15 protein-coding genes are annotated in these 25523 nt (G+C 36.3%); 5 read left to right on the forward strand and 10 right to left on the reverse strand.

Annotated elements, in window-relative coordinates:
• The first annotated feature begins 316 nt into the window (after positions 1-316).
• Positions 317-604: a DNA polymerase III gene (locus V6624_RS20720; protein ID WP_239455556.1), complete on the forward strand. Its 288-nt coding sequence runs from the start codon at positions 317-319 to the stop codon at positions 602-604.
• 84 nt (positions 605-688) lie between these two features.
• On the opposite strand, the gene V6624_RS20725 is transcribed toward V6624_RS20720, so the two are convergent.
• The 6 genes from V6624_RS20725 to V6624_RS20750 all read right to left on the reverse strand — a co-directional run bounded on the left by V6624_RS20725 (position 689) and on the right by V6624_RS20750 (position 6137).
• The gene (locus V6624_RS20725; protein WP_111283430.1) at positions 689-1267 is read right to left on the reverse strand and encodes an NAD(P)H-dependent oxidoreductase; all 579 of its coding nucleotides are present in this window, start codon (positions 1265-1267) and stop codon (positions 689-691) included.
• 201 nt (positions 1268-1468) lie between these two features.
• On the reverse strand, positions 1469-2029 hold the full coding sequence (locus tag V6624_RS20730; protein WP_338840029.1) for a Crp/Fnr family transcriptional regulator: 561 nt from the start codon (positions 2027-2029) through the stop codon (positions 1469-1471).
• Between the two features lie 22 nt (positions 2030-2051).
• A complete protein-coding gene (locus tag V6624_RS20735) occupies positions 2052-2624 on the reverse strand; it encodes a TMEM175 family protein (protein ID WP_111283426.1) in 573 nt (190 codons plus the stop codon).
• Positions 2625-2643: 19 nt separating this feature from the next.
• Complete coding sequence (locus tag V6624_RS20740) at positions 2644-3534, reverse strand: Ppx/GppA phosphatase family protein (RefSeq protein WP_008467933.1); 891 nt, start codon at positions 3532-3534, stop codon at positions 2644-2646.
• A 33-nt stretch (positions 3535-3567) separates the two neighbouring features.
• On the reverse strand, positions 3568-5646 hold the full coding sequence (gene ppk1 / locus V6624_RS20745; RefSeq protein ID WP_162614903.1) for a polyphosphate kinase 1: 2079 nt from the start codon (positions 5644-5646) through the stop codon (positions 3568-3570).
• Positions 5647-5651: 5 nt separating this feature from the next.
• Positions 5652-6137, reverse strand: a complete 486-nt coding sequence (locus V6624_RS20750) for a SixA phosphatase family protein (RefSeq protein WP_111283496.1) — start codon at positions 6135-6137, stop codon at positions 5652-5654.
• A 648-nt stretch (positions 6138-6785) separates the two neighbouring features.
• On the opposite strand from V6624_RS20750, the gene V6624_RS20755 reads away from it, so the two are divergent.
• The 4 genes from V6624_RS20755 (at position 6786) to V6624_RS20770 (ending at position 22425) form a co-directional block, all read left to right on the forward strand.
• On the forward strand, positions 6786-7187 hold the full coding sequence (locus tag V6624_RS20755) for a hypothetical protein (RefSeq protein ID WP_162614902.1): 402 nt from the start codon (positions 6786-6788) through the stop codon (positions 7185-7187).
• A gap of 16 nt (positions 7188-7203) precedes the next feature.
• Complete coding sequence (locus V6624_RS20760; protein ID WP_338840032.1) at positions 7204-19404, forward strand: gliding motility-associated C-terminal domain-containing protein; 12201 nt, start codon at positions 7204-7206, stop codon at positions 19402-19404.
• A gap of 151 nt (positions 19405-19555) precedes the next feature.
• The gene (locus V6624_RS20765) at positions 19556-20467 is read left to right on the forward strand and encodes a PorP/SprF family type IX secretion system membrane protein (RefSeq protein ID WP_111285188.1); all 912 of its coding nucleotides are present in this window, start codon (positions 19556-19558) and stop codon (positions 20465-20467) included.
• Positions 20468-20478: 11 nt separating this feature from the next.
• The gene (locus V6624_RS20770) at positions 20479-22425 is read left to right on the forward strand and encodes an OmpA family protein (RefSeq protein WP_338840033.1); all 1947 of its coding nucleotides are present in this window, start codon (positions 20479-20481) and stop codon (positions 22423-22425) included.
• 127 nt (positions 22426-22552) lie between these two features.
• On the opposite strand, the gene V6624_RS20775 is transcribed toward V6624_RS20770, so the two are convergent.
• From V6624_RS20775 to V6624_RS20790, 4 genes are all read right to left on the reverse strand, one after another.
• The gene (locus V6624_RS20775; protein ID WP_204251670.1) at positions 22553-23053 is read right to left on the reverse strand and encodes a CAP domain-containing protein; all 501 of its coding nucleotides are present in this window, start codon (positions 23051-23053) and stop codon (positions 22553-22555) included.
• A gap of 176 nt (positions 23054-23229) precedes the next feature.
• Positions 23230-23874: a pyridoxamine 5'-phosphate oxidase gene (gene pdxH / locus V6624_RS20780; protein ID WP_111285192.1), complete on the reverse strand. Its 645-nt coding sequence runs from the start codon at positions 23872-23874 to the stop codon at positions 23230-23232.
• Positions 23875-24117: 243 nt separating this feature from the next.
• A complete protein-coding gene (locus V6624_RS20785) occupies positions 24118-25023 on the reverse strand; it encodes a ribonuclease Z (RefSeq protein ID WP_338840034.1) in 906 nt (301 codons plus the stop codon).
• Between the two features lie 95 nt (positions 25024-25118).
• The gene (locus V6624_RS20790) at positions 25119-25451 is read right to left on the reverse strand and encodes a ribonuclease Z (RefSeq protein ID WP_111285196.1); all 333 of its coding nucleotides are present in this window, start codon (positions 25449-25451) and stop codon (positions 25119-25121) included.
• Positions 25452-25523 lie beyond the last annotated feature (72 nt).

The raw sequence follows: 25523 nt of genomic DNA on the forward strand, positions 1-25523 counted from the left end.
ACAAACAAGTTCGGAAGAAAATGCAAATAGCAATGCTACTAATACTGCTGTTGTAAATACTCCAAACACAGTTCAAACTCCAGCTGAAACTCCAATAGTTCAGGCTCAGGAGACTCCTAAAATAGATACAAGTGGTTCTCCAAAAGTTTCAGCTTTTTCTCTTGCCAGTATCCGTAAGAAAAAAGAATTAGAAGCAAGCAGTAAATCGTATGTTAAGCCATCTTCTGTTTTACCGACCGAAGAGTTTAACGAAACCGATATGCGTCTTCATTGGAACAAATATGCCGAACGTTTAGGTCAAAAAGGTCTCAAGATCATGGAATCGATTCTATTGATTAGTGATCCTGTTCTGAACGGAACAACAATTTCTTATGAATTGCCAAATGAAGGATCGAAACTAGAATTTGAAAGTCAGATGAATGGTTTGTTAGGGCATTTAAAAGGCCATTTACATAATCACGATATTACAATTGAAGTAATTGTAAATGAACAGGCTGAAACGAAAAGAACTTACAACAACCAAGATCGATACAATCGTTTCTTGGAAATCAATCCAAACATCGAGCTTTTGCGTTCTACATTTGGATTGGATTTGAAGGATTAATTTTTTTTTAATAGCCACAAATTCACGAATTTTTCTTTTTTATGCTATTTTTTTCTGTTTCGTGTTACTAAATAATTACTCCAATTATTTATTTTTGAACCCGAAATTATAGACTTTATCTAGCCATTTTTTTCGTTGTTCTTCATTAGAACCTTTTACAATTCCAATATAACTTACTTTAACCGGTTTTACACCGCAAAATTCTAAAGTAGATTTCTTTAATTGATTCACGCTAGGTCTTCCAAAAAACAAACGATAATACCAGCTTGGCTGATCTAAAGTTGTAATAATATGTGCTGTTTTACCTTTTAGTAATTTATCCCACCAAACTGAATTTTCGCGATACTGAAATGCCATTCCAGGAAGAAATAAACGATCGATAAAACCTTTTGTAATTGCAGGAAGTCCGCCCCACCAAACGGGATGAATCCAAACTAGATGTTCTGCATTTTGTATTTTTTGCCAAGCCTCTAGAAGATCTGGTTCTAAATCTGTACGTTTTTGATATCCAAATTGAAGATTTGGATTGAATTTTAAATCGGCAATTGTAATGGTTTCTACTTTTGCGCCTGAAGCAATGGCTCCATTTTTATAAGATTCTGCAATTCCAAAATTGAAGCTTTCTGCATTTGGATGTCCGTTTACAATCAGTATTTTTTTCATATCAATGTTTTTCCAAAAATACTATTAGTACATTTTCTTTTATAGGACAAATGTCCTATTCTTTTTTTTCAAGCAGATTTTGCCGATAAAGCAGATTTTGAAGACTGTCAAGATTTGCGCAGATTTTAATATCAGAATAAATAGAATTAAAAAAAATCTACTTAAATCATTTTAAATCTGCGTGAAACAAAAATTCAAAGTTTATAAAACAGCTTTACGAATTCGGCTTAAATGTCTTGGGGTAATTCCTAAATAAGAAGCTAAATATTGCATCGGAATTAACTGTATGTATTTTTGATGATTCTGATACAATTCTTCGTAACGTTCTGCTCCAGACAATTTCTGAAAAGAAACCATTCTTTTATGCAGATTTACAAATTCTAACTCGGTCAATTTTCGACCCGTTTCCTGCCAATTGAATCCTGATTTATAAAGCTTTTCCAATGCTTTCCGATCCAGAATCTGCAATTCTGTTTCGGTTAGAGCCTGAATATTTTCTTCTGCTTTTTCTTCAGTAATAAAGCTGGCAAAAGATGCCATAAATTCATTTTCAAAAGCAAAACAATTTGTGATTTCATCGCCTTTATGATTGACAAAAAAAGAACGAAGAATTCCTTTTTTTATAAATACTATTTCATTACAAATCTGGTTTTCAGTTAATAGAAGTTCTCCTTTTTTCAACGTACGAAATGTAATTAAATCATCTAAAAGATTTAATTCTTCCTCAGAAAAATCTTGAACAGACTGAAAAACGGTTTTCATTTTTACTATTATAAATCAATATTTAAGAAAAAACTCTTTCGATTCTTTTATCCGGAACAAGCCAAATTAAAGCCACGATAACATAACAAGCACCAGAAATCCATTGATTGTAAAATGAGGAAACAATTCCAATAACATTCAGAACTGCAGAAACTTTACCTTTTACATCTTTACCAATAGCTTTTCGTAAAGGCGAATTTATACCTTCTACATCTAAAACCATTTTCTGCAGAATAATATAAGCTACTGCACATCCCAGCAAAATAATTCCATACAATGCTAAAGGGGCTTTTTCAAAATTATGTTCTCCAACCCAACCTGTAGAAACTGGAATTAGGGATAACCAGAACAACAAATGCAAATTGCTCCAAAGTATTTTTCCGTTTACTTTAGATAAACCATGAAGTAAATAGTGATGGTTGTTCCAATAAATTCCAACATAAATAAAACTCAAAACATAGCTTAGAAATTTAGGAATTAAAGGCTTCAAATCAGCGAATTCGTTTCCGTGAGGGACTTTAATTTCTAAAATCATAATCGTGATAATGATTGCTAAAACACCATCACTAAAAGCTTCAAGCCTACCTTTATTCATTTATAAAAAAATAAGAAAATTAAATTTTACCGTAATACATCGCTTTTACGATACCATCAGAAAGTCCAATTTTTGGAACATAAATCTGGCGTGCTCCACTCCATTTCATCGCATTCAAATAGATACGAGTTGCGTGGATAATTACGTCGGCACGGTCAGAGTTTAAACCTAATTCGGCAATTCTCTGCTCATAAGTCAAAGAGTTTAAAAATGCGTACTGCGAGTTAACATAAATATACGAAAGCGGTTTTTCCTGCTGTTTTCCAGACATTTTAAACAATTTGTTAATGTTTCCTCCAGAACCTATAAGCGTTACCTCATCGTAATCTGCTGTGTTGGTTTTAATCCATTTTTCGATTTCATCCCAAACGACATCATGAACCATATTGTTCAACAAACGAACGGTACCTGCTTTGAAAGATCGTGAAGTAATCATTTTTCCATCTGAAAATAATGTAAACTCGGTACTTCCACCACCAACATCGACAAAAAGATAGGTTTCGTCAGATTTAATTAAATGATGCAAATCTGTTGAAGCGATAATTGCTGCTTCTTTTTTACCATCAATAATCTCGATTTTTATGTCGGCTTTTTTCTTAATTAAAGCCACGACTTCTTTAGCATTATATGCTTCGCGCATTGCAGAAGTTGCAAATGCCATATAACGCTCAACTTTATGTACTTTCATCAAAAGATTGAATGCTTTCATTGCATCAACCATTCGATCGATATTTTCTGGTGAAATTTCTCCAACCGTAAAGGCATCTTGTCCTAAACGAATTGGTACACGAACGAGGGAACTTTTATTAAACTGTGGTTCTTTTCCTTCTTGTTCTACAACGTTAGCTATCAAAAGCCTCATGGCATTCGAACCGATATCTATTGCTGCAAACTTCCTAATATTAATCATACTCACTTTATGATTTGAAATTGGTTTTAATTATTAATTTACTTTTTGAGGAACCTCTTCTAGCGCTGCTACTTTATTCTGATAATATTTATAGGTCTCAAATTGTGCTCTAAACGGGGCATGATTGTTCTTTGGCTTATACTTATTATCTAATTTATACGAATGATATCTCACTTTTACATTTCCTTTCCAGGCAATGTTGAAATTATCAATTAATTCTTTTTTAATTTCAAGGTCATAAATTGGACAAGTTACCTCAACTCTTCCATCTAAATTTCTTGTCATGAAATCGGCAGAAGAAATATAAACTTCGGTTAACCCTGCATTTCCAAAAATATAAACTCTTGAATGTTCTAAATAATTATCAACGATACTTATCGCTTCGATGTTTTCGCTCATTCCCGGAATTCCTGGAATTAGAGAGCAAATTCCTCTTACTTGAAGTTGGATTTTTACTCCTGCGTTACTTGCTTCATATAATTTATCGATCATTTTAAAATCAGACAAACTATTCATTTTTAATTTTATGTGCGTTTTTCTGCCAGCCAAAGCATGAAGAATTTCGCGGTCAATCAGCTTTATAAATTTGCTTCTTGTATAATGTGGCGATACGATTAAATGTTTGTATCTGTGAACTCTATAATTGATATCAAAAAACTCAAATATTTTTGATGTATCTTTTAAAATACCTTGATGGCAAGTTAAAAGTGTTACATCGGTATAAATTTTAGCTGTTGATTCGTTGAAGTTTCCGGTAGAAATAAATCCGTAACGACGGTTTTTACCTTCTTCCAATCTTTCTATAACACAAATTTTACTGTGTACTTTAAGGCCTTTAATTCCAAAAATAAGTTCAATTCCTTCTGTCTGCATTTGTTCTGCGTACGAAATATTCGAAGCCTCATCAAAACGCGCTTGAAGTTCGATCTGAACCACTACTCTTTTTCCGTTTTTGGCAGCATTAATTAGCGAACTGATAATTTGCGAATTCTTTGCCAAACGATATAAAGTAATTTTAATACTTGTTACTTTTGGATCTAAAGCTGCTTCACGCAAAAATTTTGTCAAATATGAAAATGATTGGTATGGGGCGTGAACTAAATAATCTTTTTTAGAGATTTTTTCTAAAATACTTCCTTCCAAACTCAACCCTGGAACCGGCATTGGTTCGTTTGGTTTATATAATAAATCGTAACGTCCTAAATTTGGAAAACTCATATAATCACGACGATTGTGGTATCTTCCACCCGGAATTATACTATCTGTTTCTACAATTTTCATTTTATCTAAGAAGAAATGAAGCGTGTCATCTTCAATTAAACTATCATAAATAAAACGAACTGGCTCTCCAATTCTACGGTCTTTTACCGATGAAGCAATTTTTTCGAGCATACTTTTACTCAAATCGCTATCGATGTCTAATTGGGCGTCACGAGTAATTTTGATCATGTGTGCCGAAACACTCTTATAATCAAATATATTAAAGATGTTTTTCAGTTTGAAACGGATAACATCATCAATTAAGATTACATATTGTTTTTCGTCTTCAGAAGGAAGAACTACAAAACGATTTATAGTTTTCGGAATTTCGATTAAAGCATAACGAACTTCTTCATTAGCCAATTCTAAACGAACTGCCAAATAACCTAATGTATCTTTTAGAATTGGAAAAACAGCTAAATCATTCAAAATAATGGTTACCAATTCTGGACTTAATTTTTGATTATAAAAGTCCTTCAAAAAACATTCTTGTTTTGGGGTAATTTGAGTTTCGTTTATAATAAAGATGTTTTCAGCTTCAAGCTCTGTTTCGATATTTCCTAAAATACGTAAACTTTCAGATTGCTGCTGAATTACGATTTCGGTAATATCCTTAATTAATTGATGAGCAGAAATACCACCTAAATATTTTTCGCCAGAAATACCAGAGAGACTTAATCGTCGAATGGCTGCGTACCGAACTCTAAAAAATTCATCTAAATTGTTTGAAAAAATTCCAACAAAACGGAGTCTGTCTAAAAGAGGAACCGTATTATCTCCAGCTTCCTGAAGAACTCTTGCATTAAACGCTAACCAGCTTTTTTCTCTATCGATATATTTCTGTTCGTACACTGTTATTATTTTAAATCTTTGGGGAAAATAGTTTTATGTGTTTTGCCTTTATTGATTGCATCCCAGCTGTCAGAGTCAAATCGCAATGACACAAATCCCGAAGTTGGAACATTTTCTATAAAAACATCCCCAAATTTATTAACAAAATTTGTAATAGCCTCGTTATGTCCAAAAAGAATAACGCTTTCAAAACTATTATCACACGATTTGATAACTTTTTCTAATTGTTTTTCGTCAAAAGTGTAAAGATCGTCTCTGTAAACGATACTTTCTATGGGGTAAGAAATGTTTTGAGCAAAAATCAAAGCCGTTTCTGAAGCTCTCGCTGCAGTACTACTCCAGATAATATAAGTCTTTGGAAGATATTTAGAAATATTTAATGAAACATCATGCGCATCTAAAATTCCTCTCTTCATTAAAGGACGATCGAAATCTTTTAATGGTGCTTCCCAACTTGATTTGGCATGACGTATTAAAATGAGATTTTTCATAAGCATCAATTTTTTAAAACCCTGATTTGGAGGTTCTTTTTTTAAATAAGTTCTAATTTACAAAAGTTATTTTAAACCTTTTCTATTTTTTATTTCTGTTAACATTATATCTAAATTTTAACAAGAATGAATTATTCGCAAAACACAAAAAGTTAAAAAAAAATAATCTTCAAAATTTGTGTTTTATGTACTTCATCTATAAAATAAGTATTTGATCGATATTTTGCAATTTCGTAAAATTTTAACCAAATACTTGATTATTAATTATTTAGCCAGTTTAAAAAGTTTCCATTTTAGACAAAAAGTCAAAATTTTAAGACGATATTTTTTGCTTTTTAAAGTTAAAAAAAATCGTTTTCGACGGAAATTTTAATAAAAAACGAACACTTTAACGAGTTTTTAGGTTAGTTACAGATAAAAAAATATAATTAGAAAAACTCTAATATAACTTTGATTCTGTTAAAATTTCATAAATACTTTAAAACAAAATCTTAAGTTATGAAAACTAAATCTACTCTTGAAAAAGCAGTAAAATTTGTAAACAATTGTAAGTATATTTTTTTCTCGAAAAGAAATATCTTCAAAAAGAGCATTTTTTTCCTGCTGTTTTTTTTGATAACAACTTTTTCATTTGCTCAAAGTGAGAATGTGGATTCGTACTTAACAAACTTAGAAAACTCTGGTCAGAATTCTAAGCTTAGCCACGTCAAGCATCTTCTGTATGATTTACAGTCGGCGGTTTATTCTTCGTCGGGGGAAATAAACGTTTATGGCGATCAGCCTACTGTCTTATTTACAGATATGAACTCAATCAATAGTCTAAATACTTCTGTGTCTTTAAAAAACAATATTGAAATTGCCACGATTAAAATTGAGAAGTCATCAGATTTAAATAAATCTATCGATCTAAATTCTTTCTCTGGCTTTGAAAAGTTGCAATACATTTTCATCATTTCAGAAATTGAAACCAGCCCTTCTGTCATTAATAATCTGATTAAAAATGACTCTTCAAAATATATTCTTATTTATAAAATCTCTATAGGCGGATAATTTAAAACCCATTACTATGAAAAAATTCTACTCTCAACATTTTGCGGTTTTTTATTTCTTTTTGATGCTTGTTATTGGCATTACTGAAGGAAAAGCGCAAGTTATAAAACCGTTTAAAGAAAGAACTTCTTCGTATTCTCCTACAAAAACTATCTATAAAATTAAAGGGAATTTTACGATGATGGGGAATACTAACTTGACTTTACAGAATTATGCTGTTGACAGAACCAATGGAACAAATGCAATGGTTTATGTCGATAAGGATAGTGATAATCAAACGCATAACTCTTCTTCTGCGACTTTAGATTTGCTAAACGATAGCGGAACAAAATTGACAAACTGCTACAATATCGTTTATGCTGGATTGTACTGGACAGGAAGGGTTTCTGATGCAAATAATAGCCCTAACTCTTTTTCTGTTACTAAAAATGGGGTGACCAAAACTTTAGATAAAAGAAAAATTTTATTTAAAGGTCCGCTTGATAGCAGTTATGATGAATTTACAGCTACCGATATTTATTTTCCAACAAATGCCGATAACAATATGTTTACTGCTTATGCAGAAGTTACAGACTATGTAAGAACAAATGGAGTTGGTGAATACTTCGCAGCTAATATTGCAGCGACTGAAGGATCTGATGGAGGTTCAATTGGAAAATATGCTGGATGGGGTTTGGTAGTAGTCTATGAAAACTCTAATATGAAAAACAGAGATATAACTGTTTTTGATGGTCATGCTTTTGTACAAAATTCAGTAACTGCAAATTACAGCATTCCAGTTTCTGGATTTAACTCTGTAGCCTCAGGCCCTGTTGGAATTAAACTTGGGGTTATGGCTGGTGAAGGTGATGTGAATTATGACGGAGATTATTTTCAAATTCAAAAATTAAATACCAACAATTATCTTAGTTTAAGCCGAACAGGAAATACGGCAAATAATTTCTTTAATTCATCGATCAGTACTGGAGGAAATTCCCGAAACCCTAATTTGGTTAATAATTCAGGAGTTGACATCAGTATGTTTGATCTTCCAAACAGTGCTAAAGATATTATTGGAAACAATCAAACTTCGACCACTTTTAAGTACGGATCAACGATTGACACCTACACCATCTTCTCTATTGTCATGGCAGTCGATGCTTATGTGCCAGAAATAGAAGGTGTTCTTACTGCAACAACAATTAATGGAAGTGCTGCTGGTGCTGGTCCATACACCGTTTTACCTGGTCAAGAACTTGGTTATAAAATTCAAATAAAAAACAGAGGATCTGAAGCAATACAAAATAGTAAAATTGTTATTCCGATCCCGTACAACGCTACGTTTGTAAGCGGAAGTTTAGCAAAAACAGTAAATTTCACTCCTGCTCCTACACCAAATGCTTTGACGTATGAACCTACAATTGGTGCAAATGGGTCAATTGTTTGGGATATAGGAACATTACCACTTCCTTCTGATCCAAATACTGTTTTAGCAGAATTAACATTCAAATTAAAATCTACAGAAAACTGCGCTTTACTTAAAAATTCAAATTGCAGCAATGTAATTCAAGTAAACGGTTCATTGAGTGGAAAAGGTGTTAATTCTGGCGTAACCGTAACTGATAAAGCTTTAATCTTAGGTTATACATCATCTGGAAGCTGTACAGGAACTGCGATTTCTGCTCCGCTTCAGACCACAATAAATTCTACGAATTATACTAATGCAAATTGTCAGGCAACTTCGCCTACTATTGCTTTTACTTTTTGTAATGGTGCGTCTTCAATACCAATTACAGATGTAACAGGTTCGTTTCCTCCTGGATCTACATTTTACAATGCATATCCAGTAGTTGCTGGAACAACAACGCAATATACAATTAACAATCCGTTCCCTGCTACAGTTGGTACATCAACATATTATGCAATTCCTCCTGGAGCTACTGGTGGATGTTATTTCCAATTTACTATAACTATCGAAAGCATTACAACAATGCCGACAGTTACTACTCCATTAAATTATTGTGTTGGTGATACTGCAGTTCCATTAACTGCTGTACCAAGTAAACCGGAATATATATTATACTATTATCTAAATGCGAATTCAACAGGACAGCAAACGTTAACTCCTTCTACTGATACTGCAGGGCAATTTACTTATTATGTAGCCGAAGGAAAAACAAACGCTTGTATTGGTCCTAAAAAAGCTATTGTAGTTAATGTAAATGCGAAACCTACAGTAACAATAACTAATCCGCTTCCTATTTGTGCGCCAGCCACTTCGTTAGATTTGACTGCTACAAGCATTACTGCTGGAAGTTCATCAGGATTAACTTACACCTATTGGACAGATTCGGCAGCGACAATTCCGTATGCAAATTATGCAACCGCGATTCCTGGCACATATTACATTAAAGGAACAAACGCTTCTAATTGTTACGATATAAAACCAGTTGTTGTTACAAAAAGTACTGTAACTGTAACTGAAGTAATAGCTTCTCATGTAGATGTAACTTGTTTTAATCAATCTACAGGGTCTATTACTGTAAACAATGCTTCTGGCGGTGTTGCCCCTTATAGCTATTCATGGAAAAAAAATGGATCTGCTTATGCTGGCACTTCTCAAACTTTAAGCAATTTAGGATTTGGAAGTTATGAGGTTACTGCAACTGATACAAATGGATGCCAAGGAAAATTGACAATCACTATTACACAGCCTTCTGCGGCTTTGGCTTTGGGTGCTTCCTCTAAAACAGACGCTTCATGCTACGGAGCTAGCACCGGAACTGTGACTGCGGGAACTGTAGCAAACTCTGTTGGAACCGTGGCCTATTCTTGGAAAAACAGCGCTAACGCAGAAGTGGGAACAACAGCTTCAGTTTCAAACCTGCCTGCCGGAACATATACTTTAACCGTAACGGATTCATGCTCTTCACAGACAAATTCTGTAACTGTTGGACAGCCTTCTGCGGCTTTGGCTTTGGGAGCTTCATCTAAAACAGACGCTTCATGCTACGGAGCAAGCACTGGAACTGTGACTGCAGGGACTGTAACAAACTCTGTTGGAACTGTAGCCTATTCTTGGAAAAACAGCGCAAACGCAGAAGTCGGAACAACTGCTTCTGTTTCTAATCTGCCTGCCGGAACATATACTTTAACTGTGACCGATTCATGCTCTTCCCAGACAAATTCTGTGACCATTGGACAGCCTTCTGCGGCTTTGGCTTTGGGAGCTTCCTCTAAAACGGATGCTTCATGCTACGGAGCAAGCACCGGAACTGTGACTGCGGGAACTGTAGCAAACTCTGTTGGAACTGTTGCCTATTCTTGGAAAAACAGCGCTAACGCAGAAGTGGGAACAACAGCTTCAGTTTCAAACCTGCCTGCCGGAACATATACTTTAACCGTAACGGATTCATGCTCTTCACAGACAAATTCTGTAACTGTTGGACAGCCTTCTGCGGCTTTGGCTTTGGGAGCTTCATCTAAAACAGACGCTTCATGCTACGGAGCAAGCACTGGAACTGTGACTGCAGGGACTGTAACAAACTCTGTTGGAACTGTAGCCTATTCTTGGAAAAACAGCGCAAACGCAGAAGTCGGAACAACTGCTTCTGTTTCTAATCTGCCTGCCGGAACATATACTTTAACTGTGACCGATTCATGCTCTTCCCAGACAAATTCTGTGACCATTGGACAGCCTTCTGCAGCTTTGGCTTTGGGAGCTTCATCTAAAACGGATGCTTCATGCTACGGAGCAAGCACCGGAACTGTGACTGCGGGAACTGTAGCAAACTCTGTTGGAACTGTTGCCTATTCTTGGAAAAACAGCGCTAACGCAGAAGTGGGAACAACAGCTTCAGTTTCAAACCTGCCTGCCGGAACATATACTTTAACCGTAACGGATTCATGCTCTTCACAGACAAATTCTGTAACTGTTGGACAGCCTTCTGCGGCTTTGGCTTTGGGAGCTTCATCTAAAACAGACGCTTCATGCTACGGAGCAAGCACTGGAACTGTGACTGCAGGGACTGTAACAAACTCTGTTGGAACCGTTGCCTATTCTTGGAAAAACAGCGCTAACGCAGAAGTGGGAACAGCAGCTTCTGTTTCTAACCTTCCTGCCGGAACATATACTTTAACCGTGACGGATTCATGCTCATCCCAAACAAATTCTGTGACTGTTGGGCAGCCTTCTGCAGCTTTGGCTTTGGGGGCTTCATCCAAAACAGACGCTTCATGCTACGGAGCAAGCACCGGAACCGTGACTGCGGGAACTGTAACAAACTCTGTTGGAACCGTTGCCTATTCTTGGAAAAACAGCGCTAACGCAGAAGTCGGAACAGCAGCTTCTGTTTCTAATCTGCCAGCTGGAACATATACTTTAACCGTGACAGATTCATGCTCGTCTCAGACAAATTCTGTAACTGTTGGACAGCCTTCTGCAGCTTTGGCTTTGGGGGCTTCCTCTAAAACGGATGCTTCATGCTACGGAGCAAGCACCGGAACTGTGACTGCGGGAACTGTAACAAACTCTGTTGGAACCGTTGCCTATTCTTGGAAAAACAGCGCTAACGCAGAAGTGGGAACAGCAGCTTCTGTTTCAAACCTGCCTGCCGGAACCTATACTTTAACCGTAACGGATTCCTGTTCATCCCAGACAAATTCTGTAACTGTTGGGCAGCCTTCTGCAGCTTTGGCTTTGGGGGCTTCATCTAAAATAGACGCTTCATGCTACGGAGCAAGCACCGGAACCGTGACTGCGGGAACTGTAACAAACTCTGTTGGAACCGTTGCCTATTCTTGGAAAAACAGCGCTAACGCAGAAGTCGGAACAGCAGCTTCTGTTTCTAATCTGCCAGCTGGAACATATACTTTAACCGTGACAGATTCATGCTCATCCCAAACAAATTCTGTAACTGTTGGACAGCCTTCTGCAGCTTTGGCTTTGGGGGCTTCCTCTAAAACGGATGCTTCATGCTACGGAGCAAGCACCGGAACTGTGACTGCGGGAACTGTAGCAAACTCTGTGGGAACTGTTGCCTATTCTTGGAAAAACAGCGCTAACGCAGAAGTGGGAACAACAGCTTCTGTTTCAAACCTGCCTGCCGGAACCTATACTTTAACCGTAACGGATTCCTGTTCATCCCAGACAAATTCTGTAACTGTTGGGCAGCCTTCTGCAGCTTTGGCTTTGGGGGCTTCATCTAAAATAGACGCTTCATGCTACGGAGCAAGCACCGGAACCGTGACTGCGGGGACTGTAACAAACTCTGTGGGAACTGTGGCCTATTCTTGGAAAAACAGCGCAAACGCAGAAGTCGGAACAGCAGCTTCCGTTTCTAATCTGCCTTCCGGAACATATACTTTAACTGTGACGGATTCATGCTCATCCCAAACAAATTCTGTAACTGTTGGACAGCCTTCTGCAGCTTTGGCTTTGGGAGCTTCATCTAAAACGGATGCTTCATGCTATGGGGCAAGCACCGGAACCGTAACTGCGGGAACTGTAGCAAACTCTGTGGGAACTGTTGCCTATTCTTGGAAAAACAGCGCTAACGCAGAAGTGGGAACAGCAGCTTCAGTTTCAAACCTGCCTGCCGGAACATATACTTTAACTGTAACTGATTCATGCTCTTCACAGACAAATTCTGTGACTGTAGGGCAACCTGAAGTTCTAACCTGTTCAGTTATTCAAACTAAAGCGGTTACTTCAAACGGTTTAAGCAATGGAGAAGCTATTGTAACAGCAATTGGCGGTAATGGCAATTACACTTATCAATGGGATAATAACGAAACTACACAAACAGCAATTGGATTAAGTGCAGGACTTCACTCAGTAACTGTTACTGATTCAAAAGGGTGTACAACATCTTGTACTGTTACTATAACTGAACCTAATGTGCTTTCTTGCAGTATTTCTCAAGACAGTGCTGTAAAATGTTTTGGTGAAAATAATGGTAAAGCAACTGTAAATGCTATAGGTGGTAACGGAGACTATACTTATCTTTGGGATAATGGAGAAACTACAGCACAAGCAATAAACTTAACTGCAGGTTCACACTCTGTAACCGTAACAGATAAATTAAATTATACTACAACTTGTTCGATAACAATTACGCAACCACAAAACGCATTGAGTGCAGTAAAAACTCAAACAGATGTTACTTGCGGTGGAGGTAGTAATGGTTCTGCAACAGTAACTGTTTCTGGAGGAACTTCAGGATATACATACAACTGGAATTCAACTCCTGCACAGACAACTGCAACTGCAAATAATTTAACTGCTGGAAATTATACAGTTGTTATTACTGATGCAAATGGATGTACAATTTCTGAATCATTTACGATTTTAGATGGTGATTCAATCATACCTGTTATAGATGCACTGCCACAAACAACAACTATCAATTGTCCAGAAGAGCCTGTTTTTGTACAAGCAACTGCTACGGATAATAATGGAACTATTTCTTCATTAACATATGTAGATAACACTGTTCAGGGAAATTGTGCAGGATCATATACTGTAACAAGAACATGGACTGCTAAAGATGCTTGTGAAAACATTTCACTTCCGGTTAGTCAGACTATTATTGTTCAAGATATTACTGCGCCAAGCTGGACAACTGCTGCGGGTTCTCTAAACGTTACTTTAGAATGCAGCGACACAGCTGGACTTGCAAATGCTCAGGCTTTATTCCCATCTGCTTCAGATTTATGCGATGCCGATGTTTCAAATATCGTAAAAGTAAGCGGACAGTTCACGGCTTCTGAAGGATGCGCAAATGCTGGAACCTACACCAATACATGGACAGTAAAAGATGACTGCGGAAACACTTCTGACACTTTCACTCAAATAATCACTATTCAGGATACTGCCGCGCCTTCTTGGACTACTGCTGCGGATTCATTAAATGCTACTTTAGAATGCAGCGATGCAGCTGGAATTGCAAATGCTCAGGCTTTATTCCCTTCTGCTTCTGACTTATGCGATGCCGATGTTACAAATATCGTAAAAGTAAGCGGACAGTTTACGGCTTCTGAAGGATGCTCAAATGCTGGAACCTACACCAATACATGGACAGTAAAAGACGACTGCGGAAACACTTCGGACACTTTCACTCAGGTGATCACTATTCAGGATACTGCTGCGCCTTCTTGGACAACTGCTGCGGGTTCATTGAATGCTACTTTAGAATGCAGCGATGCTTCAGGACTTGCGAATGCTCAGGCAATGTTCCCTTCAGCTTCTGACTTATGCGATGCCGATGTTTCAAATATCGTAAAAGTAAGCGGACAGTTTACGGCTTCTGAAGGATGCTCAAATGCTGGAACCTACACCAACACATGGACTGTGAAAGACGACTGCGGAAACACTTCTGACACTTTCACCCAGGTGATCACTATTCAGGATAATGCTGCGCCTTCTTGGACAACTGCTGCGGGTTCTCTAAACGTAACTTTGGAATGCAGCGATGCAGCCGGACTTGCAAATGCTCAGGCAATGTCCCCTTCTGCTTCAGATTTATGCGATGCCGATGTTTCAAATATCGTAAAAGTAAGCGGACAGTTTACGGCTTCTGAAGGTTGCGGTAATTCTGGAACCTACACCAACACTTGGACAGTAAAAGACGACTGCGGAAACACTTCAGACACTTTCACTCAGGTGATCACTATTCAGGATACTGCAGCGCCTTCTTGGACAACTGCTGCGGGTTCATTGAATGCTACTTTAGAATGCAGCGATGCTTCAGGGCTTGCAAATGCTCAGGCAATGTTCCCTTCTGCTTCAGATTTATGCGATGCTGATGTTTCAAATATTATAAAAGTAAGCGGACAGTTTACCGCTTCTGAAGAATGCGCAAATGCTGGAACCTACACCAACACTTGGACAGTGAAAGACGACTGCGGAAACACTTCGGACACTTTCACTCAGGTGATCACTATTCAGGATACTGCTGCGCCTTCTTGGACAACTGCCGCTGGTTCTCTAAACGTGACTTTAGAATGCAGCGATGCTTCAGGACTTGCAAATGCTCAGGCTTTATTCCCTTCAGCTTCTGACTTGTGTGATGCTGATGTTTCAAATATCGTAAAAGTAAGCGGACAGTTCACGGCTTCTGAAGGATGCGCAAATGCTGGAACCTACACCAACACATGGACTGTCAAAGACGACTGCGGAAACACTTCGGACACTTTCACTCAAATAATCACTATTCAGGATACTGCTGCGCCTTCTTGGACAACTTCTGCGGGTTCTCTAAACGTAACTTTGGAATGCAGCGACACATCTGGACTTGCAAATGCTCAGGCTTTATTCCCATCTGCTTCAGATTTATGCGATGCTGATGTTTCAAATATCGTAAAAGTAAGCGGACAGTTTACTGCTTCTGAAGGATGCTCAAATGCTGGAACCTACACCAACACATGGACAGTAAAAGACGACTGCGGAAACACTTCTGACACTTTCACTCAGGTGATCACTATTCAGGATACTGCTGCGCCTTCTTGGACAACTGCTGCGGGTTCATTGAATGCTACTTTAGAATGCAGCGATGCTTCAGGACTTGCAAATGCACAGGCGATGTTCCCATCTGCTTCAGATTTATGCGATGCCGATGTTTCAAACATAGTTAAAGTAAGCGGACAGTTTACTGCTTCTGAAGGATGCTCAAATGCTGGAACCTACACCAACACATGGACTGTTAAAGACGACTGCGGAAACACTTCTGATACTTTCACTCAAATAATCACTATTCAGGATACTGCTGCGCCAATGTTTACTGGTGATCTACCTTTAGATATTGAAGTATCATGTGATGCCGTTCCTCAACCAGCAGAAATGCAAGCTTCTGATAATTGTAATGGAGATTTACCAATCGTATTCTCTGAAGTAAAATCTAATGTACAAGAAGGATGCGATTCTAATTATACATTGACTCGTACTTGGAGAACAAGTGATTGTGGAGGAAATACAGCTACCCATACCCAAGTTATTACAGTAAGAGATAAAACTGCTCCAACAGGAACTGCTCCTGCTGATGTAACTAATTTGGCAAGTATTGATTTAATTCCTACTGGAACTCCAGCAGATATTACAGACGCTGCTGATAATTGCAGTCCGACAGTAAATATTACTGTTACAGACACAAATAATGGAGCAAGTGGCTGCGATGGAACACCATATATCTTAACAAGAACTTATACATTAACTGATTGTGCTGGAAATAAAACTGAATTAGTACAAACTTTTACAGTTGAAAATAAAGTTTCTGTAAGCGGAATCGCTACAAATGTAAGCTGTTTTGGAGGTACAGATGGTGCAATCATTGTAACCAATAGCCCAGGGTCAACTGTAGTAATTACAAATGAAAGAAATGAAATTGTAGGCAACGCCAATTTACCTGCAGGAACTTATACACTTACTGCTACTGCACAATTAAATGGCGAAAATCAAATTTGTTCTGCTACAGCTACAGTTGTGATTACACAGCCTACTTATACTATAAAAATTTCTGGACAAATTATTAACGTAGACACAAATACTCCTATTGCAAATGTACCTGTTACTTTAATTCCTCAAGGAACAACTACAGGACCAATACAAATGCGTATTACTGGTGCTGACGGAATGTACAATTTCGTTGGAATGCCAGCTGGAAGTTATTTGGTACAAGTTCAAGATGCTAATTTAAATAGCGCATATCAATTGTATCCTGTCGATTCTAGCTTGTTCTTTACTACTCTTGAAGATTGTGTTTTCCAAACTCATAACTTTGAATATGGAGCATCAAACCTTCCTGTTCTTGGTGATTATGTTTGGTATGATACAAATAGTAACGGAATCCAAGACGAATGGTACGATGCAAACAATGATGGCGTTGTTACCAAAAATATTCCAGACTCTAATGGAGCTATTGATTACAGCCAATGGGAATGGATAGATCTTAACGGAGACGGAAACTACACTGGACCTCAAAACAATGGGGAATTAAATGCAGGAGGTTTTGGAAATGCACTTAACGCCAATGTTATTATTGACGGACCAAATGGATATCATGAAGAAGTTATTGTTGGTATCGAAGGATTCTGGAGAGATCGTCCAAATACAGCGAATCCGTACGGGCAATATACTATTAAGTTAGTTAGAGATGCTAATTTTGATACTGTGGCTGCAAACTTAGGCTTTACAGGTTTAGTAAAAGTGCTTCCTTCTGTATCTGCTAAAAACATTGCTGGTAAAACAAGCAAAACACAACTGCATACAGTTTGTAAAACAACAACAGAAAGCGGCTATATTGTTAATGTAACGCCAGAGGATTTAGTACATTTAAATGCTGACTTCGGTGTAAGCTGTAAAGAATACAGAGACATTGTTGCCAATGATGACAACGGGGGTCCTATTGTAGGAGTAAATCATACAACAACTAATGTATTAAATGTATTAACAAACGACACCTTAGAAGGAAATCCTGTAACTGCATCTGATGTTATTATAACAACAGTAACACCAAATGAATTTTTACAATTAAATCCTGATGGATCTATAGATCTATTACCAAATGCACCAGTAGGTACATTAACAATGGTATATCAAATTTGCGAAGCAGATCAAACAGATAATTGTGATACGGCAACAGTTACAATTACAATTGAAGCTCCTGTAATGATTGTTACAGCAACAGCAATATGTGTAAATGATGTTCCATACATTGATTATGTAGTAACACCAACAAACTTCACTCCTGTAGATGGTGTGACAATTGCTTGGGCAGACAACAATAATAATGTAATAACAACAATGACTGATCTTCCATTAAGTGGCCGTGTATTGTGGCCAGGTGCAGTGGTTGATGAAAATGGAAAAGGAATTGACTGGCCAGGCTGGATTTTTGAAAACAATAAATGGGTTGAAGGCGCTGATGGATTCGAAAAACTACGTCCAACTGCTAATTTGACAATATCTTTAAATCCAAGCCAAACTATCACAGTTAATTATCCACCTGCAGATCCATACTGTACTGCCAGACCAACATTCGCAATTGTTGCAAATGACGACAGTGCTGGTCCTATAAATGGAGTTCCTGGAGCAAATAACATCATAAATGTTTTAACTAATGATACATTAAACGGATCTGCAGTAAACATAAATGACATTACATTGACTATCGTAACACCAGATCCTACTGGCACATTGGTGATAAATCCTGACGGATCAATAAATATTCCACCAAATACACCAGCTGGTACCTATACATTGACTTACCAAATTTGTGAAAATGCTGATTTTGGAAACTGTGATACTGCTATCGTTACAGTAATTGTAACTGCACCAGCTCCACCGGCAACGATAGTTGCAAACGATGACAACTTCAGTAATATTGGATGTAATTCATTCGGATTAGTTGGTAATGTATTAAGCAATGACCTAGTAGGAACAAATCCTGCAACGTTAGAGCTAGTAAACTTTACACTTCTTGTTGAAGGCAATAATTCTAAAACAGATCCTAATATCGTAATTGATGGTTCTGGAAATGTAAACGTTTCAAGCTTGACACCTGCTGGCACTTATACATACAGTTATAGAATCTGTGATAAGCTAAACGCTGAAAACTGCGATACTGCAACAATTACAATCATTGTAGTTCCAAACGGTGTTACAGAAATTACAAGCACAGCATGTACTGATGATTCAACTCTGATCAATTTAACCAGTTTACTTCCAGAAGGAAGCCCAACTACAGGAACTTGGATTGATAAAAGCAATACTAATGCTCTTCAAGGAAATGTTCTTAATCCGTTTGGTCTAGCACTTGGAAATTATGCTTTTGAATATTTAATAGCTGATGAAAATTGTCCAAGAACTATTGCACTGAACATGGAAGTAAATGATGATTGTAGAGTTTTACCATGCGGAGATGTATTAGTACATAACTCGTTCTCTCCAAATGGCGACCAAATAAATGATGTTTTCAAAATTGACAATATTGATGATTTAACTTGTTACCCAAGCAATACTGTTGAAATATATAATCGTTGGGGAATATTAGTTTTTGAAACTACAAACTATAATAATACAACGAATGCTTTCGATGGAATTTCAAGAGGAAGAACAACTGTTAAGCAATCTGACGGACTACCAACAGGAACTTATTTTTACATCATAAACTATAAGTCTCTAGATGGAAACAACAATGTTCAGGATAACAAATTAGATGGATATTTATATCTATCCAAATAACAAAAAAAACCATAATCCGCTGTAAAGTATTATTTTACAGCGGATTACAATAAAATTGTTAAGAATTTTAGTTAACTTTGAAATAAATTAATGGTTTGATTTTCAATATCTTAAAAATCAATAGTAATTATTAAAATAATAAAAATCTACTATGAGAACAAAATTACTTTTCTTCGTCATACTGTTGGTTACATATTCAGGACGTGCGCAGCAAGATGCACAGTTCACACAATATATGTACAACACGATAAACATAAATCCTGCTTATGCTGGTTCTCGTGGTGTTTTAAGCGTTTTTGCTTTACATCGTGATCAATGGATAGGATTAGATGGTGCTCCTAAAACTAATGCTATTTCTGTTAATACACCAATAAACAACAGTAATGTTGGACTTGGAGTATCTTTAGTTAATGATAAAATTGGTCCTACAACAGAGAATCAATTTTCTGTAGATCTTTCCTATACAATTCCAACTTCAGAAACATGGAAACTTTCATTTGGAATAAAAGGTACTGCAGATATATTCAATCTGGATGTAACCAAATTAAATCCTGAAACTGCTGGAGATCCACAATTTCAAAACTTAGATAATGACTTTTCACCTAATGTTGGTGCTGGAGTTTACTGGCATTCTGATAAAGCATATATCGGATTATCAGTTCCTAACTTCATTCAAACCAATCGTTATGATGATAATGATGTTGCTATTTACAAAGACAAAATCAATTATTATTTGATGGGAGGTTATGTTTTCCAATTTTCTCAAGAACTAAAATTTAAACCAGCTGTTTTAACTAAAATGGTTGAAGGAGCTCCGCTTCAAGTAGATGTTTCTGCAAACTTCTTATTCTTTGAAAAGTTAACCTTGGGGGTTGCTTACCGATGGGATGCTGCAATAAGTGCAATGGCAGGATTTCAGATTACAGACGGATTATATATTGGTTATGGATATGACAATGAAACAACCAATTTGAAAAACTACAATTCTGGCTCACACGAAATCTTCCTGCGCTATGAATTCTTCACAAACAATGGTAAAATGACAACTCCTCGTTTCTTCTAAAAAAAAGTATTATGAAAAACTATACACTTCTTTTCCTTTCAATAATAAGTGCTTTTTCATTTAGCAGTTATGCACAACAGTCAAAAGTAAATTCTGGAGATAAGAAATACAACAATTACGCTTATGTTGATGCCATAAAGACCTACGAAAAAGTAGCTAATAAAGGTTACAAATCTGAAGATATGTTCAAAAAGCTGGGAAACTCTTACTACTTCAATTCTGATTTTGCAGGAGCAGCAAAATGGTATGGTGAATTATTTGCAATGAACACGACAACCGTTGAACCAGAATATTATTTTCGATATGCACAATCGCTAAAATCGATTGGTGAAACCAGCAAAGCAAATAAGTTCTTAGACGACTTTTATGCAAAATCAAAAAATGATAATAGAGGTAAGCTTTACAAAAGTGATGTAAATTATATGGATCAGATTAAAGCAAATTCTGGAAGATATAAAATAGAAGATGCTGGCGTAAATAGCAAATATTCTGACTACGGATCATTTGTATATAACAATAAACTTTATTTTGCATCTGCAAGAGATACGGGGAACTTTTCACAGCGCAAACACAAATGGACTGGAGAATATTTTACAAATATCTACAATGCTGATCTTGATCCAGAAACAGGAAGCACCACAAAAGTGAACAAGTTTAAATCTGCTATTAATACAAAATTCCACGAAGCATCTCCTGTTTTTACCAAAGATGGAAAAACGGTTTATTTTACGAGAAACAATTACGTAAATGGTAAAAAAGGAAAAGATGAAAACAAAATTACTTTAATCAAAATCTACAAAGCAGAATTAGGAAGCGATAATAAATGGACTAACATTGCAGAACTTCCTTTCAACAGTGATAATTATAGTACAGCGCATCCTTCATTAAGTCCAGACGAAAAAACATTATATTTTGCTTCAGATATGCCAGGATCTTTCGGACAATCTGATTTATACAAAGTAAGTATTAATTCGAATGGCGCATACGGAACGCCTGAAAATCTAGGAAACACGATCAATACTGAAGGAAAAGAAACCTATCCTTATGTAACTAGCGAAAATGAAATCTATTTTTCATCAGATGGACATCCTGGATTAGGAGGTTTAGATGTTTTTGTTGCCGGTATCGATAACGATGGTAAGTTTTCCGATATTCAAAATCTCGGAGCAGATATAAATTCACCAAAAGATGATTTTGCTTACATTATCGATCCAGTTTCCAGAAGAGGATATTTTACTTCTAACAAAGATGGAGGTCAAGGTTCTGATGATATTTATAAATTCCTAGAAACAAGAAAACTAAGATGCATTCAAGAACTAGAAGGAATTATAACTGATGCCGAAACCGGAATTACTTTACCTGGTGCAAAAGTAACTTTATACGACAGTGACATGTCGCTCAAAAACTCCGTAATTGCAGATGCATCAGGAAAATACAGTTTCTCTGTTGAATGCGGAAAAAGCTATTATGTAAGAGCTGAAAAACCAGAATACACAACCAAAGAAGTAAGTATTACAATTCCGAAATCTAGCGGTAAGACCGATTTGCCAATTGCATTAGAAAAAGCAACCTGTAAAGTTACTGTTGGCGATGATTTAGGTGTTTGTTTCGGAATTAAAATGATTTATTTTGATTTGGATAAATCAAACATCAGACCTGAAGCGGCTTTAGATTTAGAAAAAATATTAGTGGTTTTAAACGACAATCCAACTATGAAACTAGATATTCGTTCGCATACAGATAGTAGAGCTTCACATCAATACAATGAAGCATTATCTAACAGAAGAGCAAAATCAACTATTCAATGGCTTATTAAAAATGGTATTTCTGCCAACCGCTTAACTGGAAAAGGTTATGGCGAAACCCAATTAGTCAATAAATGTTCAGATGGAGTTCAATGTACAGAAGAAGAACATCAAGCGAATAGACGAAGCGAATTCATAATCACTGCATTGTAATTGATTTACTAACATAACCAACCTAGAAAAAGCTATCCAACTCGGATGGCTTTTTTTCTAATTAAAAAGTCGTTGCAACTCAATGAATTACAACGACTTCTAAAAAACCAACCTGTTCAATATACGTTTAAATTTTCGCAAAAATATTAGTATAATATTTTTTGCCTGTAGCAGCATCTGTAGTAACAGATATTCCGAAGTGAGTAAAATCACCTTCGATATTTTCTTTGTGGCCTGGACTATCAAGCCAGGCTCTCAAAGCTGCTTCAGGAGTTTTATAGTTGTAGGCAACGTTCTCACCAACTTTTTTAGCTCCTAAAACATTAGTAATATTTTGAGATCTTTCGACAAAATCATTATGATTCACAACATTATTTGCAATCATATATTCATTGTGTTCTTCACATTTATAAGATATATGATTGATTCTCTCCAAAGCATTTAAACCAACACTAACTCGGTGTTCATTTATAAGTTTCATCGTTTGGAGTTCCGTATCGTTGTACGTGTAATTCGAAACGATAGTTTTTGCAGTAGTATCCGCGTTTCCTTCAGCTGTATCGGCAGAACATGAGTTCATTGCGATGAGAATCGCAATGAACAACATGATGCGCTTAATCTTTTTCATAATCATCAGCATTTTAGCGAGTTTAAAGTAAATGTTGGGGCAAATCCTTTAAATTTATTGTTGAATAAATATCGTCTGTTTTTCTATACCAAACATATTCAATCCATCGCTAAACTACAAAAATAATCGATGAAATGCACTTAATTTTTATTGACTACTGTAAAAAACTTACAAAATCAAGAAGAAAGTCGCTCAATCTTCCAAGAAAAGTCAGATTGGCCTGTATAACGTATCCTGTCATGAAGCCTATTTGCCCTTCCTTGCCAGAATTCAACTTGTAACGGTGTGACAATATATCCTCCCCAGTTTTCAGGTCTCGGAATTGATTTTCCTTCATAATCAGTTTCGAGTTTTTTTAGGTTTTCTTCTAAAAAATCTCTTGACGGAATCACCTCGCTTTGATTGGAAACAATAGCGCCAAGCTTGCTTCCATCTGGACGTGAATCAAAATAATTGTCAGATATAATTTCAGAAGTTTTCTGGGCAATTCCTTTAATAATTACCTGACGTTCCATTTCCTGCCAAAAAAACGACAAACAAACATGCGGATTAGCTTCTATTGCTTTTCCTTTTTCTGAATTATAATTGGTGTAAAATATAAAACCTTCTTCCGAGAATTTTTTTAAGAGAACAACACGAGATTTCGGAAATCCGTCCAAACCAATCGTAGAAACAGTCATTGCGTTTACTTCACCGCTTCCGCCAAAATCCTCCACTTCATGAAACCATCGATTAAAAAGATTAATTGGATCTTCAGGAATCGTATTTTCCAGCAATTCACTTTTCTCGTATGACCTTCTATAATTACTTAAATCGCTCATAGCTTATTATTTTAGATTGTTGATTTTAGATTTTAGATTATTGTTTCAGGTTTGTCAGGCTGAGCGATCCCGAGACTTCGGGAGAAGCCCACGTCTGCAAAGCACGTTCTGTTTTAGAAAAGCACTTCGACTTCGCTCAGTGTGACACTCAAATATTCAGATTTCATCAACTTAAAATCTGAAATCTGAAACAATTACATACAAACTTAGTCCCTTAGAACCTCAGCATCTCAGAACCTTAAATTATAACTCAAAACTTACACCGTCATCTCCTAAAAGCACATTTGGAAACACTGTTTCTGCTTCTTTCTTAAATGGCTCTATTCCATCATAACGTGTTGAATAATGTCCTAAAATTAATTGTTTCACATTCGCTTTTAAAGCAATATTTGCAGCTTCTTTTGCGGTTGAATGCAATGTTTTTTCAGCCAATCTCGCTTCCGACTCTAAAAAGGTAGATTCGTGGTATAAAACATCCACATTCTGAATAATCGGAATTACTTCTTCGTTGTAAACCGTATCAGAACAGAATGCATAACTTTTTGTTGGTGGAGGATCAAAAGTAAGTTTTTCGTTTTCGACAACAGTTCCGTCGTCAAGTGTAATATCACTTCCGTTTTTTATTTTTTGGTAATAAGCAACATGAATATCATAACGTTGAACTGCTTCAACATCAAGCTTCCTTTCGTCTGGTTTTTCCTGAAAAAGAAAACCATTTGTATAAACACGATGCTTTAACGGAATCGTTTTTACAATCACCTTTTTATCTTCAAAAATAACTTCACTTTCTTTTGATTCTAATTCATGAAAAAACAAAGAATAAGTTGTCCAAGATTCAGTCAATTTTAACTGAAGAAGAATTAATTCTTTAATTCCTTTTGGACCATAAATATGTAAATCGGTTGTTCTTCCCAAAAGAGAAAAAGTAGAAATAGTTCCAATCAATCCGTAAAGATGATCACCGTGAAGATGGGAAATAAAAATGTGATTGATTTTTGAGAATTTAATCTTATTCTTTCGAAGCTGAACTTGAGTTCCTTCTCCGCAATCAATCAAAAATAATCGGTTTTTAATTTCTAGAACCTGCGAAGTCGGATTAGTAAGTGTTCTCGGAGTTGCGGCATAACAGCCAAGTATAGTTAATTTCATTTACTGATTTTAGATTTTAGATTGGAGACTTTAGATTAATCAGTATTTTAGATTTAGCATTCAAAAATCTAAAATCTAAAATCAGAAATCTAAAATTAAAACCCTAGGTCTCTTTCGATTTCTTCCATTTCTATAATATCATGCGCTTCCAAAAGTGAAGGAACCACTGCTAATTTATCTGAAATGGCATTAAAATCAAGATCAGTTGCAACAATTACAAAAGATTTTTTTGCTTTTTTCTGAAGCTTAGAAAGCGGTAAAAAAGCTTTCAAATCTTTTTCTGTAATTGCAGAATCTGCTGATAAATCGATTATAATATTTTGTTTTTCAAAGGTTTTAAACTGTTGCGTCACTTTTTCCAAGAAAGCATTTACATCTCCTTGAGTATCTTTAATAGTAACGGTATGTCCTTTTTGATCTACTTTCATTTTTTAATTTGTGGGGCTTATATAAAAATTGATTTTCTGAGAGCTAAGGTACGAAGTTTTTTTATAGTATTC

Source organism: Flavobacterium ginsenosidimutans, assembly GCF_037478105.1.
Taxonomy (GTDB): domain Bacteria; phylum Bacteroidota; class Bacteroidia; order Flavobacteriales; family Flavobacteriaceae; genus Flavobacterium; species Flavobacterium ginsenosidimutans.

Bases quoted from the DNA above. Each gene is read 5' to 3' on its own strand.
- V6624_RS20720 (WP_239455556.1), top strand. From the start codon at position 317: ATGGAATCGATTCTATTGATTAGTGATCCTGTTCTGAACGGAACAACA.
- V6624_RS20725 (WP_111283430.1), bottom strand. From the start codon at position 1,267: ATGAAAAAAATACTGATTGTAAACGGACATCCAAATGCAGAAAGCTTC.
- V6624_RS20730 (WP_338840029.1), bottom strand. From the start codon at position 2,029: ATGAAAACCGTTTTTCAGTCTGTTCAAGATTTTTCTGAGGAAGAATTA.
- V6624_RS20735 (WP_111283426.1), bottom strand. From the start codon at position 2,624: ATGAATAAAGGTAGGCTTGAAGCTTTTAGTGATGGTGTTTTAGCAATC.
- V6624_RS20740 (WP_008467933.1), bottom strand. From the start codon at position 3,534: ATGATTAATATTAGGAAGTTTGCAGCAATAGATATCGGTTCGAATGCC.
- V6624_RS20750 (WP_111283496.1), bottom strand. From the start codon at position 6,137: ATGAAAAATCTCATTTTAATACGTCATGCCAAATCAAGTTGGGAAGCA.
- V6624_RS20760 (WP_338840032.1), top strand. From the start codon at position 7,204: ATGAAAAAATTCTACTCTCAACATTTTGCGGTTTTTTATTTCTTTTTG.
- V6624_RS20765 (WP_111285188.1), top strand. From the start codon at position 19,556: ATGAGAACAAAATTACTTTTCTTCGTCATACTGTTGGTTACATATTCA.
- V6624_RS20770 (WP_338840033.1), top strand. From the start codon at position 20,479: ATGAAAAACTATACACTTCTTTTCCTTTCAATAATAAGTGCTTTTTCA.
- V6624_RS20775 (WP_204251670.1), bottom strand. From the start codon at position 23,053: ATGAAAAAGATTAAGCGCATCATGTTGTTCATTGCGATTCTCATCGCA.
- pdxH (WP_111285192.1), bottom strand. From the start codon at position 23,874: ATGAGCGATTTAAGTAATTATAGAAGGTCATACGAGAAAAGTGAATTG.
- V6624_RS20785 (WP_338840034.1), bottom strand. From the start codon at position 25,023: ATGAAATTAACTATACTTGGCTGTTATGCCGCAACTCCGAGAACACTT.
- V6624_RS20790 (WP_111285196.1), bottom strand. From the start codon at position 25,451: ATGAAAGTAGATCAAAAAGGACATACCGTTACTATTAAAGATACTCAA.